This is a genomic window from Streptococcus sp. 1055 (assembly GCF_013276815.1).
Lineage (GTDB): Bacteria > Bacillota > Bacilli > Lactobacillales > Streptococcaceae > Streptococcus > Streptococcus pseudopneumoniae.
In genome coordinates, this window is sequence record NZ_VMLT01000137.1 from 1 (window position 1) to 12093 (window position 12093).

Consider the following 12093-nt stretch of genomic DNA (forward strand, 5'->3'; position numbering starts at 1 on the left):
CGACATGCCCGTCGTACCAGAAAAGAGCAGGAAAAATTTCCTACTCCAATTTTCTACACTCGTTCTCCATCACTGTTTACTCTGTAGCCATCCACCGTCGTATTAACAGCTAGGGCACCTGAAGAGTAAGAATAATACCACTTACCAGAAACTTGATACCAGCCTGTTTTCATTGCCCCTGAACTATCCAGATAATACCACGAGCCATTTTCCTTTAACCATCCTGTCTGCATTTCACCAGATAATTTCAAATAATACCAGCTAGAACCGTCTTTCAGCCAGCCTGTTGATTTAGAACCATTTGATTTGAAATGATACCAACTACCATTTATTTTCTTCCAACCGACAGTTGGACTACTATTGGATCTATAGCTAGAGCTATTTCCTGATTGATTCTGATAATTTTGTGAAGAAGTCACTCCCTCTAGCTGTATATAGCGACGACTTCCGTTATAAGCCGTATAACTCAACCACTTGTAGCCATCTTTTTCGAGAATTTGATTATAATGAACCTTCTCCCCAGGATAATAGTAATCAATCACAGTTGCGCTAGCTAGAGGTTGATTTTTGATAGCTGACTTAGTCTTAAAATAATGTGTGCCCCCTGTTGAAGCTAAGGATTGACTAGTCCCAACACTGCCACCAGCCAAATCTTTAAAATGAATAAATCCTGTCATCGTATTTGCTTTTATACTTCGTTTATTATAGGCTTCTGTATAACCATAGTTATATTCCTCGATCTCAATCTGATCTCCCATTACATTTGACACCCAGGCAACATGCCCATAAGTTCCTGCAGTAGACCAAGCAATGGAGCCAATCGTCGGTGTATTATCTACACGATAGCCTTCACGACGAGCACGATGCCCCCATTCATTCGCATTTCCATAAGCCCTTGGAATCTCAAAACCATTGACATTACTCAAACGAAAGGCTGCGAAAGAAGTACACTGACGAGAATACATGCGCCACTGATCAATCTCCTGGCTCCCATTTTTATAATAAGCAGGATAATCATCTCCACGCGCAATCGATCCATTCCCTCCAGAGTAGGCATAGACACTATCACCCGCTGCTAGCATCAATCCTACTACTAAAAAAGAAACAAGCTTTTTAACTGACATCTTCAAGTAATAACTTGTCCCTCTTGCTATAAACGGTAAAATTTTCATTCTTCCTCCTTGAAAAATAATATAAATCGAAGATTGCCTTCACTTAAACTATTCGGAGAAAAAAGAAAAAGTGAGAAAATCTCTCACTTTAGTCCAGATAATGAATCAAATTCTTTTCTGTAAGGATATCTGAGTAGGTAAAGGATTCAACGTAAACATTAGCTTGTTTATCTCCTTCAACGTTCCCAAATTCCACAATAAATAGGGATGGATAAACTTCAATTAACTTACCCAATCTATTTTTTTGGCGCTTGCGCCCATTTTCCAAAGTCATTTCAATTACATGACCCTCATGCGCCTTGATTTCCTCTTTGATTTTTTTCATCTTGGCTACATCTGTAAATGCATCTGACATCTTATGCCTCCCTCTTTGAGATACTTGAAAATTTATTGTATTCTTTTTGGAAAATCAATTCCACAGTTCCACGAGCTCCACTACGGTTTTTCTCGATAATAACTTCCACCTTATTATTTGGTATGCCTTCCTCTTCTTCACCACCACGCTCATAGTAATCGTCGCGATAAAGAAAGGCTACGATATCAGCGTCCTGCTCGATAGACCCAGATTCACGAATATCAGACAAGACTGGTCTTTTATCCTGACGTTGTTCTACACCACGAGACAACTGACTCAGAGCGATTACTGGAACCTTCAGTTCCTTGGCTAGGATTTTCAACTGACGTGAAATTTCTGAAACTTCTTGTTGGCGGTTTTCTCGCCCAGTTCCCGTGATAAGCTGCAAGTAATCTATCAAAATCAAACCTAGATTGCCCGTTTCTTGAGCCAGTTTACGAGAACGAGAACGAATCTCTGTAATTCGAATCCCTGGCGTATCATCGATATAGATACTTGCGTTTGCTAGGTTCCCTTGAGCAATGGTATATTTTTGCCACTCCTCATCGGTCAATTGACCTGTACGGATAGAATGCGACTCAACCAACCCTTCTGCCGCTAACATACGATCGACTAGACTTTCCGCACCCATTTCCAGCGAAAAGATAGCAACCGTTTTGTCCAACTTAGTCCCAATATTCTGAGCGATATTCAAGGCAAAAGCTGTCTTACCAACCGCCGGACGAGCTGCTAAGATAATCAACTCCTCTTCATGCAGACCAGTCGTCATATGATCTAAATCACGATAGCCTGTCGCAATACCTGTAATATCGGTCGTTTGTTGCGAGCGAGCTTCCAGATTTCCAAAGTTGACATTCAACACATCTCGAATGTTCTTAAACCCGCTTCGATTAGCATTTTCACTGACATCAATCAGGCCTTTTTCTGCCTGAGCAATGATTTCATCAGCTGGTTGCGACGCTTCGTAAGCTTGATTGACAGACTCTGTCAACTTGGCGATTAATCGCCGTAACATAGCCTTTTCTGCAACGATTTTAGCATAATACTCCGCATTAGCAGAAGTTGGCACAGAATTGACAATCTCAACCAAGTAAGACAAGCCACCAATATTCTGCAAATCGCCTTGATTATCAAGAATGGTACGAACCGTTGTTGCATCTATGGCATCGCCACGATCGGATAAATCGACCATAGCTTGGAAAATCAAACGATGGGCATACTTAAAAAAGTCCCGAGACTCAATATATTCTCGCACAAAAACAAGCTTACTCTCATCAATAAAGATAGCCCCCAAAACGGATTGTTCAGCTAAGATATCTTGAGGTTGTACTCGTAACTCTTCTACTTCTGCCATCAGATTTCCCTTCCTTTTACAATCTTGTCAAGAAGGTGTAAACTTATCCTTCTTTCACACGAAGATTGATTACACTTGTGATATCTTGATAGATTTTCACTGGCACATCAATCAAACCAACTGCTCGAATCGGAGCTTGTACTTGAATATGACGTTTATCAATCTTAATTCCAAATTGCTTTTGCAATTCTTCTGCAATCTTCTTATTGGTAATAGAACCAAAGGTACGACCATCTGGACCAACTTTTTCAACAAATTCTACAACCGTTTCTTCTGCTTCAAGTTGGGCTTTAATTGCTTTTGCTTCTGCAATCATCTCAGCGTGAGCTTTCTCTTCAGATTTTTGTTTACCACGAAGTTCACCTACAGCTTGAGCAGTCGCTTCTTTTGCTAGGTTCTTTTTGATAAGAAAGTTTTGCGCATACCCTGTTGGTACTTCCTTAATTTCGCCTTTTTTACCTTTTCCTTTAACATCTGCTAAAAAAATTACTTTCATTCTTCTTTCTCCTTTTCCTTTATTTCATTTAATACAATTTCTGTCAGTTTTTCACCTGCTTCTGACAAGGTTAAATCTTTAATTTGAGCTGCTGCCAAATTAAAGTGACCTCCACCGCCTAACTCTTCCATAATCCGTTGCACATTCAGTTTACTACGACTCCGAGCTGAGATGGATATAAAGCCTTGTGTATTTTTCGCAAGAACAAAACTCGCTTCAATACCTGACATAGCTAACATGGCATCTGCTGCCTTACTAATAACAACTGTATCATAGCATTTCGTGTCCTTAGCCTCTGCTATTAGTACATCTGAACCTAATTTACGCCCCTGTAAAATCAGTTCATTGACCTCACGATATTCTTCAAAATCTGTCGCAGCGATTTCTTGGATAGCAATACTATCACTTCCGCGCGTTCTGAGATAGCTAGCAACATCAAATGTCCGACTAGTCACTCGTGAGGTGAAATTTTTAGTATCCAGCATCATACCAGCCATCAAGACACTTGCTTGCATACGACTCAAACGATTTTTCTTAGAATTTTGGAACTGAATCAACTCCGTTACCAACTCACTGGCACTGCTTGCACCACTTTCGATATAAGTGATAACTGCATTGTCTGGGAAATCCTGATCCCTTCTATGGTGGTCAATAACAATGGTTTGGGTAAATAAATCATAAAAATCTTTTGATAATGTTAAGGCTGTCTTTGAATGGTCTACAAGAATCAACAAAGAACGATTGGTCACCATCCCCATTGCATCCTTAACAGACAACAACTTCGTAACTCCTTCTTTTTCTAAGAATGAAACAGCTCGTTCAATATCTGGAGACATTTGTTCTTCGTCATAAAGAGCATAGCTATTTTCAATCACATTGCTGGCGAACAACTGCATACCTACAGCAGAGCCCAAAGCATCCATATCTAAATTTCTATGCCCAACTACAAACACTTGATCCACACTACGAATCTTATCAGATATGGCTGTCATCATTGATCGAGTACGGGTACGAGTGCGCTTGATGAACGCAGCCGACCCACCGCCAAAGTAGACTGGATTTTTCGTTTCATCATTCTCCTTGACAACCACCTGGTCGCCACCACGTACTTCAGCCAAGTTCAAGTTGAGCAAAGCAACTTTCCCTATTTCATCATGATTTCCATCGCCATAAGAAAATCCCATACTTAAGGTCAAGGGAAACTGCCTCTGTTTCGACTCTTCTCTGAAAGCATCAATAACAGAAAATTTATCATTCATCAAGCCCTCAAGCACCGTATAGTCAGTAAATAGATAAAATCGATCCATACTTACCCGACGAGAAAACATCATGTATTTTTCTGAAAACTCTGATATAAAATTAGCTACAAAACTATTGATTTGACTAATATCTGACTCAGAAGTTGCATCCTCCAAATCATCATAATTATCCACAGACACAACTCCAATCACTGGTCGACTCGTTACTAATTCATCTGTTATGGCTTGCTCCCTGGATACATCTACAAAATACAAAACACCGGAAGAAGAATCCATATGAACAGCATAACGCTTCTCACCCAGCTTAGCATAAGTAGACGGATTTCCTACTGAAGCCTTGATAATCGTTTGAACAGCTTCTAAATCAAAATCGCCATCTTCCTTGGTCAAAATCAATTCAGCATAGGGATTAAACCACTCAACCTCTCCAGAAGATAAATTCAATTTCATAACACCTACAGGCATCTGTTCCAATAGAGCTGTCAAACTTTCTTCCGCTTGGTGGTTTACATACTGTATCTGTTCTACATCACTCCTTGTATAATGCACTCTCAGTTTCTTAAATAAAAAAACATAGCCTCCTACAAAAAGAAACAAAATTAAAACCGTCAACAGATTATTATTAACAAAAATAATGAAAGTGGATAAGACTCCAAACGCAATCAATCCTACTAGAATAGGAAAAATTGGACTTACATAAAATTTTTTCATTCAAAACCTCTTGGCACCCATTATACCATAATACCCCTCAAAAAGCGACTTTTTAAAAGTGTAATCAGTAATTCTATCAATTATAAGAAAAAGGTAGTTTACAATTCAGTAAACCTACCTTTACACATATTGAAATTAAGATTCTTTAACCTCTAACAAACCAATTTCACCATCCTCACGACGATAAATCACATTGGTTGTCTGATCTTCAACATCCACATAGATAAAGAAATCATGCCCCAATAAATCCATTTGTAGAATTGCTTCTTCCAAATCCATTGGTTTTAAATCAATTTGTTTTGAACGAACAACTTTAGACTGGACAACATTTGAATCTTCCACCAAAGCATCTGTAAATAATTGACCAGTTGCTACCTTATTTTTATTTTTACGCTCGATTTTTGTTTTATTTTTACGAATCTGACGTTCAATTTTATCAGTTACAAGGTCAATTGAACCATACATATCTTGAGATACATCTTCTGCACGAAGAGTAATAGAGCCAAGCGGAATCGTTACTTCCACTTTAGCAGTTTTTTCACGATACACCTTCAAGTTAACTCGAGCATCCAACTCTTGTTCAGCTTGAAAATACTTTTCGATCTTTTCGAGTTTAGAAACTACATAATCACGAATTGCTTCTGTTACTTCTAGGTTTTCACCACGTATACTATATTTAATCATATGAGTACCTTCTTTCTAAACATTTTTGTTTTTATGATTTTATTATAACGCTTTCATTCTATTTTTGCAAATTTTTTCCTCATCTTACAAGGGAAAATGTTTTTACATCCTTAGCACCAGCTTCTTCCAACAGTTTCTTGACACGATTTATAGTTGCTCCTGTAGTATAGATATCATCTATAAGTAGGATTTTTTTAGGAATAGTGACTCCACTTTTTATAAAGAAAGGAAGTTCTGTCCCCAAGCGTTCTGAACGATTTTTAGAAGAACTGGCTCTCTCTTCTCTTTTCCCTAGTAAATCCAGATACGAAAAACCTGCTGCCTCTACCAAGCCCTCAACCTGATTAAATCCTCTGTTAACATATCTATCAGGACTTAGGGGAATGACTACAAATTGATACTCTTTGTACTTTTTTAACTCCTCACTTAAAACTGAAGCAAACACTTTTCTTAAAAGGAAGTCTCCATCAAACTTATACCGACTGAAAAAATCCTTCATAGCTTGATTGTAAGTAAAAATCGCTCTATGACTGACTTCAACTCCTTCTTTACACCAAAATTGACAATCTTGACACTTTGTTGACAATCCTATTTTCATACAGTTTGGACAGTGCTCTTCTCCAATCCTCTCAAAAGTAGAATCACAATCTAAACAAAGACAGGAGGCATCATTCTTCAGAAGTAAGAGACTACTAAAAGTTAAAACAGTCTTCATAGTCTGCTCACATAACAAGCACTTCATAGACCAGCCTCCTTATTCATCATCTGAATTTCCTTAATCGCCTTCTTAATTGAAGTATTTAACCCATCATGGAAGAAAAGCAAATCTCCTGTCGGTCTATCCATACTTCGTCCAACTCGTCCACCAATTTGAATCAAACTAGACTTGGTAAACAAACGATGATTGGCCTCTACTACGAAAACATCCACACAAGGGAATGTAACTCCACGCTCCAAGATTGTCGTACTGATAAGTATTGTCAGCTCCCCATCTCGAAAAGCTTGTACTTGCTCTAATCGATCCTCTGTTACAGAAGATACAAAGCCAATTTTCTCATTTGGAAATTGCTCCTGTAAGATTTCTTTTAACTGCTCCCCTTTCTTAATTTCTGAAGCAAAAATAAGTAACGGATAACCTGTCTTTCTCTGCTTATCAATATAGGACTTTAACTTTGGCGACAAACACTTCTTATCTAAGTAGCGATTAAAATCCGATAACCAAATTGGTTTTGGAATAATCAACGGATTTCCATGAAACCGTCTCGGTAAACTCAGTCTTTTTAGTTCTCCTAAACGGACCTTTTTATCTAACTCATTGGTCGAAGTCGCTGTTAAAAAGATTCTCAATCCATTCTCCTTTACACTATTCTTGACAGCGTGGTAAAGCGTGGGATTATCAACATAAGGAAAAGCATCTACTTCATCCACTATCAGCAAATCAAAAGCTTGATAAAACTTCAATAACTGATGGGTCGTCGCAACAACTAGTGGTGTTCGAAAATAAGGTTCCGATTCTCCATGTAGCAAAGCTATTCCGCAAGAAAAATCCTGTTGCAGGCGCTTATACAGCTCCAAACAAACATCTATGCGAGGACTAGCCAAACACACTGCACCACCTCCATTAATCACTTTAGCCACTACTTGATAAATCATTTCTGTCTTTCCAGCTCCTGTTACCGCATGAACTAAGGTTGGCTTTTGCTTGTCTACTGCTTGAAGTAGTCCCTCTGACACCTTCTCTTGAAAAGGAGTTAATTGGCCGCGCCATTTGAGAACATCTTGCTTCGGAAAATCCTCCTGCGGAAAATAGTATAAAGTTTGATCACTTCTGACTCGCTTCATCAGCAAGCACTCTCGACAATAGTAAGCACCGATGGGCAAATACCATTCTTCTAGAACAGTACTATTACAACGTTGACAGAAAAGTTTCCCCTTCTCCTTTCTCATTGCTGGAAGTTTCTCCGCCAACTGACGTTCTTCTTCTGTTAATTCATTCTCAGTAAATAAACGACCGAGATAATTTGGATTTACTTTCATACTTCTTTATTCGTAAAAACTAGCACTTTAGATGATTTTTTAGTACAATTAAATCATGGAATTTAGAACAATTAAAGAGGACGGTCAAGTCCAAGAAGAAATCAAAAAATCTCGCTTTATCTGCCATGCCAAGCGTGTTTATAGCGAAGAAGAGGCTCGTGACTTCATTACTGCCATCAAAAAAGAACACTACAAAGCGACACATAACTGCTCTGCCTTTATTATTGGAGAACGTAGTGAAATTAAACGTACAAGTGATGATGGTGAGCCTAGTGGTACTGCTGGTGTTCCCATGCTTGGGGTACTAGAAAATCACAATCTCACCAATGTCTGTGTGGTTGTGACACGCTACTTTGGTGGTATTAAACTAGGCGCTGGAGGACTAATTCGTGCTTACGCCGGCAGTGTCGCCTTAGCTGTCAAAGAAATTGGCATCATTGAAATAAAGGAACAGGCGGGCATTGCTATTCAAATGTCTTATGCTCAGTACCAAGAGTACAGTAACTTTCTTAAAGAACATAATCTCATGGAGCTGGATACAAACTTTACAGATCAAGTCGATACGATGATTTATGTTGATAAAGAAGAAAAAGAAACTATTAAAGCTGCACTGGTAGAATTTTTTAATGGAAAAGTCACTTTAACTGATCAAGGTTTACGCGAAGTTGAGGTTCCTGTAAACCTAGTGTAAACAATAGATAATACAGTGTTTCACTGATATTTCCACCGCTACTTTAATTAGCAAAATAAAAAGATGCGTACCAAAATATACTAGAAAATGAAGCAATTCAAACGAAACCTGATATCGTTTTCCTTTACACCTATTTACTAGAATTAGCTGAACACAATCGCTTAAAAATTAATGGCTTAGACCTGTGATATAAAAAAATCCTATCACTTCGATAGGATTTCTATATTTTACAAATGGTATAGATAGCGTTATACTAGAAATATCTTATACAAAGAGGTATTCATATGTCTATTTATAACAACATTACTGAACTAGTCGGTCAAACACCGATTGTTAGACTCAACAACATTGTGCCAGAAGGTGCTGCAGATGTCTATGTAAAACTTGAAGCATTTAATCCTGGTTCATCTGTAAAAGACCGTATTGCCCTTAGCATGATTGAAAAAGCTGAACAAGATGGTATTCTGAAACCTGGTTCTACTATTGTTGAAGCAACAAGTGGAAACACTGGTATTGGACTTTCATGGGTAGGGGCTGCTAAAGGGTATAAAGTTGTCATCGTTATGCCTGAAACTATGAGTGTAGAACGCCGTAAGATTATCCAAGCCTATGGTGCTGAACTCGTCCTTACGCCTGGTAGCGAAGGAATGAAGGGTGCTATTGCTAAGGCTCAAGAAATCGCTGCTGAACGTGATGGCTTCCTTCCTCTTCAATTTGACAATCCAGCTAATCCAGAAGTACACGAAAGAACAACAGGAGCTGAAATACTAGCTGCTTTCGGTAAAGATGGACTAGATGCCTTTGTTGCTGGAGTGGGTACCGGTGGAACGATTTCTGGTGTTTCTCATGCACTCAAATCAGCAAATTCAAACATTCAAGTTTATGCAGTGGAAGCTGATGAATCTGCTATTCTATCTGGTGAAAAACCTGGTCCTCACAAAATTCAAGGTATCTCAGCTGGATTTATTCCTGATACACTTGATACTAAAGCCTATGATGGTATCGTTCGTGTAACATCAGATGATGCTCTTGCACTCGGACGTGAAATTGGTGGAAAAGAAGGCTTCCTTGTAGGGATTTCCTCAGCTGCAGCTATCTACGGAGCCATCGAGATTGCCAAAAAATTAGGTACAGGTAAAAAAGTCCTTGCTCTAGCACCAGATAACGGTGAACGTTATCTCTCTACAGCACTCTATGAATTTGAAGTTTAGTCTCCTAAATACAATTGGCCCTTATTATAGGGCTTTTTATTTTTACCTTGAAAATAGGAAGCTCTCCCTATAAGGATCGACTGCATAGAAAAAAGGAAGCAAATTTACTTCCTTTCTATAATTAGTTATTCAAGGCTGCTGCCATTGTAGCTGCAACTTCAGCTTCAAAGTCGTTTGCAGCTTTCTCAATACCTTCACCAACTTCAAAGCGAGCGAACTCAACTACTGAAGCGTTAACTGATTCAAGGTATGCTTCAACTGTCTTGCTGTCATCCATGATGTAAACTTGTGCAAGAAGTGTATAAGCTTGGTCAACTTTAGTGTTGTCAAGCATGAAGCGATCCATTTTACCTGGGATAATTTTGTCCCAGATTTTTTCTGGTTTGCCTTCTGCAGCCAACTCAGCTTTGATGTCAGCTTCAGCTTGAGCAATCACTTCATCAGTCAATTGTGCTTTTGATCCATACTTCAAGTGTGGAAGAGCTGGTTTGTTAACCATTGCACGACTTTCGTTATCTTGGTCGATAACGTGGTTCAATTGTGCCAACTCATCTTTAACAAATTGCTCATCCAATTCTTTGTATGAAAGAACTGTTGGTTTCATCGCTGCGATGTGCATTGAAATTTGTTTAGCAAGTGCTTCGTCTCCACCTTCGATTACAGAGATAACACCGATACGTCCACCGTTGTGTTGGTATGCTCCGAAGTGTTGTGCATCTGTTTTTTCAATCAAAGCAAAGCGACGGAATGAGATTTTTTCTCCGATAGTTGCTGTTGCAGATACGTATGCAGCTTCAAGAGTTTCACCTGAAGGCATTGTCAAAGCAAGAGCTTCTTCGTTGTTAGCTGGTTTTCCTTCAACGATTGCTTTAGCTGTTGCGTTTACCAACTCAACAAATTGAGCGTTTTTCGCAACGAAGTCAGTTTCAGCATTTACTTCAACAACTGCTGCAATGTTACCGTCAACATAAACACCAGTCAAACCTTCTGCAGCAACACGGTCAGCTTTCTTAGCTGCCTTAGCCATACCTTTTTCACGAAGCAATTCAATCGCTTTTTCGATGTCACCGTCTGTTTCTACAAGCGCTTTTTTAGCGTCCATAACACCGGCACCAGATTTTTCACGCAACTCTTTTACAAGTTTAGCTGTAATTTCTGCCATTTTGATTCTCCTATATTTTTTAAAAATAGGAGAGCCGGGCTAAGCCCCGCCCTCCTAGGTAATTACTATTTATATAAATTAAGCGTTGTCGCCTTCTACAACTTCAACGATTTCTTCAATTGAATCTGCTTGAGTTTCTGAAGCTGCAAATTCTGCTTCAACTGCTACTGCATCCTCACCTTGACGTCCTTCGATGATAGCGTCAGCCAATTTAGCTGTGATCAATTTAACAGCACGGATAGCGTCATCGTTAGCTGGGATGATTACATCAATATCATCTGGATCAGTATTTGTGTCAACCATCGCTACAACTGGGATTCCCAATTTTTTAGCTTCTTTAACAGCGATTTGCTCTTTATGTGGGTCAACTACGTACATCACATCTGGGATACGAGGCATATCTTCGATACCACCCAAGAATTTTTCAAGACGCGCACGTTGTTTGTTAAGAAGTGCAACTTCTTTCTTAGGAAGAACTTCGAAAGTTCCATCTTCTTCCATACGTTTGATTTCTTTCAAACGAGCGATACGTTTTTGGATTGTTCCCCAGTTTGTAAGAGTTCCACCCAACCAACGGTGGTTGATGAAGTATTGACCTGAACGTACTGCTTCTTCAGCAACTGCATCAGCTGCTTGTTTCTTAGTACCAACGAACAATACAACTGCATCGTTAGCTGCTGCATCACGCATGAAGTCGTATGCTTGGTCAGCATATTTTACAGTTTGTTGCAAGTCGATAACGTGGATTCCGTTACGTTCAGTAAAGATGTACTTAGCCATCTTAGGGTTCCAGCGACGAGTTTGGTGACCAAAGTGTACACCAGCCTCAAGAAGTTGTTTCATTGAAATTACTGCCATGAGTATTTCTCCTTTTTGTTTTTTTCCTCTTCTTGACTTCAACTCGCAAAACGACCCAAGGGCAACTGCTTCACAATTCATCAAGAATGAGTATTATCGTTCA

General features: G+C 39.1%; 12 protein-coding genes and 1 pseudogene. 3 read left to right on the plus strand and 10 right to left on the minus strand.

The window, feature by feature from the left end:
* Nucleotides 1-53 precede the first annotated feature (53 nt).
* The 8 genes from cbpD to HT699_RS10550 all read right to left on the minus strand — a co-directional run bounded on the left by cbpD (nucleotide 54) and on the right by HT699_RS10550 (nucleotide 8068).
* Entirely contained in the window at nucleotides 54-1172 is a 1119-nt protein-coding gene (gene cbpD / locus HT699_RS10515; protein ID WP_054392556.1) for a choline binding-anchored murein hydrolase CbpD, read from the minus strand.
* An 88-nt stretch (nucleotides 1173-1260) separates the two neighbouring features.
* The gene (locus tag HT699_RS10520; RefSeq protein ID WP_001278160.1) at nucleotides 1261-1527 is read right to left on the minus strand and encodes a Veg family protein; all 267 of its coding nucleotides are present in this window, start codon (nucleotides 1525-1527) and stop codon (nucleotides 1261-1263) included.
* Nucleotide 1528: 1 nt separating this feature from the next.
* A complete protein-coding gene (dnaB, locus tag HT699_RS10525) occupies nucleotides 1529-2881 on the minus strand; it encodes a replicative DNA helicase (RefSeq protein WP_000852490.1) in 1353 nt (450 codons plus the stop codon).
* Nucleotides 2882-2924: 43 nt separating this feature from the next.
* Entirely contained in the window at nucleotides 2925-3377 is a 453-nt protein-coding gene (gene rplI, locus HT699_RS10530) for a 50S ribosomal protein L9 (protein WP_000864214.1), read from the minus strand.
* On the minus strand, nucleotides 3374-5347 hold the full coding sequence (locus HT699_RS10535; protein WP_172934353.1) for a DHH family phosphoesterase: 1974 nt from the start codon (nucleotides 5345-5347) through the stop codon (nucleotides 3374-3376). Before HT699_RS10535 ends, rplI begins: the two co-directional genes overlap by 4 nt.
* 135 nt (nucleotides 5348-5482) lie before the next feature.
* Nucleotides 5483-6031, minus strand: a complete 549-nt coding sequence (gene raiA, locus HT699_RS10540) for a ribosome-associated translation inhibitor RaiA (RefSeq protein ID WP_000599099.1) — start codon at nucleotides 6029-6031, stop codon at nucleotides 5483-5485.
* Between the two features lie 79 nt (nucleotides 6032-6110).
* Complete coding sequence (locus HT699_RS10545) at nucleotides 6111-6773, minus strand: ComF family protein (RefSeq protein WP_000649947.1); 663 nt, start codon at nucleotides 6771-6773, stop codon at nucleotides 6111-6113.
* The gene (locus tag HT699_RS10550) at nucleotides 6770-8068 is read right to left on the minus strand and encodes a DEAD/DEAH box helicase (protein ID WP_138707176.1); all 1299 of its coding nucleotides are present in this window, start codon (nucleotides 8066-8068) and stop codon (nucleotides 6770-6772) included. Before HT699_RS10550 ends, HT699_RS10545 begins: the two co-directional genes overlap by 4 nt.
* Nucleotides 8069-8123: 55 nt before the next feature.
* On the opposite strand from HT699_RS10550, the gene HT699_RS10555 reads away from it, so the two are divergent.
* The 3 genes and pseudogenes from HT699_RS10555 to cysK all read left to right on the plus strand — a co-directional run bounded on the left by HT699_RS10555 (nucleotide 8124) and on the right by cysK (nucleotide 9970).
* Nucleotides 8124-8759: a YigZ family protein gene (locus tag HT699_RS10555; protein WP_000395743.1), complete on the plus strand. Its 636-nt coding sequence runs from the start codon at nucleotides 8124-8126 to the stop codon at nucleotides 8757-8759.
* Nucleotides 8760-8863: 104 nt separating this feature from the next.
* A pseudogene (locus HT699_RS11910) lies at nucleotides 8864-8947 on the plus strand (PH domain-containing protein); the annotation flags it as partial.
* 96 nt (nucleotides 8948-9043) lie between these two features.
* Nucleotides 9044-9970, plus strand: coding sequence for a cysteine synthase A (gene cysK, locus HT699_RS10560; RefSeq protein ID WP_023940641.1), 927 nt, complete (start codon nucleotides 9044-9046; stop codon nucleotides 9968-9970).
* 121 nt (nucleotides 9971-10091) lie between these two features.
* Here the strand turns inward: cysK and tsf are convergent, their stop codons facing one another.
* On the minus strand, nucleotides 10092-11132 hold the full coding sequence (gene tsf / locus HT699_RS10565; protein ID WP_023936278.1) for a translation elongation factor Ts: 1041 nt from the start codon (nucleotides 11130-11132) through the stop codon (nucleotides 10092-10094).
* A gap of 78 nt (nucleotides 11133-11210) precedes the next feature.
* On the minus strand, nucleotides 11211-11990 hold the full coding sequence (gene rpsB, locus HT699_RS10570) for a 30S ribosomal protein S2 (RefSeq protein WP_000268466.1): 780 nt from the start codon (nucleotides 11988-11990) through the stop codon (nucleotides 11211-11213).
* Between the last annotated feature and the right edge of the window lie 103 nt (nucleotides 11991-12093).

Excerpts from the sequence above, each read along its gene's own strand:
- HT699_RS10535 (WP_172934353.1), bottom strand. The coding sequence starts at position 5,347 with ATGAAAAAATTTTATGTAAGTCCAATTTTTCCTATTCTAGTAGGATTG.
- rplI (WP_000864214.1), bottom strand. The coding sequence starts at position 3,377 with ATGAAAGTAATTTTTTTAGCAGATGTTAAAGGAAAAGGTAAAAAAGGC.
- HT699_RS10555 (WP_000395743.1), top strand. The coding sequence starts at position 8,124 with ATGGAATTTAGAACAATTAAAGAGGACGGTCAAGTCCAAGAAGAAATC.
- HT699_RS10520 (WP_001278160.1), bottom strand. The coding sequence starts at position 1,527 with ATGTCAGATGCATTTACAGATGTAGCCAAGATGAAAAAAATCAAAGAG.
- cbpD (WP_054392556.1), bottom strand. The coding sequence starts at position 1,172 with ATGAAAATTTTACCGTTTATAGCAAGAGGGACAAGTTATTACTTGAAG.
- rpsB (WP_000268466.1), bottom strand. The coding sequence starts at position 11,990 with ATGGCAGTAATTTCAATGAAACAACTTCTTGAGGCTGGTGTACACTTT.
- HT699_RS10545 (WP_000649947.1), bottom strand. The coding sequence starts at position 6,773 with ATGAAGTGCTTGTTATGTGAGCAGACTATGAAGACTGTTTTAACTTTT.
- dnaB (WP_000852490.1), bottom strand. The coding sequence starts at position 2,881 with ATGGCAGAAGTAGAAGAGTTACGAGTACAACCTCAAGATATCTTAGCT.
- HT699_RS10550 (WP_138707176.1), bottom strand. The coding sequence starts at position 8,068 with ATGAAAGTAAATCCAAATTATCTCGGTCGTTTATTTACTGAGAATGAA.
- tsf (WP_023936278.1), bottom strand. The coding sequence starts at position 11,132 with ATGGCAGAAATTACAGCTAAACTTGTAAAAGAGTTGCGTGAAAAATCT.
- raiA (WP_000599099.1), bottom strand. The coding sequence starts at position 6,031 with ATGATTAAATATAGTATACGTGGTGAAAACCTAGAAGTAACAGAAGCA.
- cysK (WP_023940641.1), top strand. The coding sequence starts at position 9,044 with ATGTCTATTTATAACAACATTACTGAACTAGTCGGTCAAACACCGATT.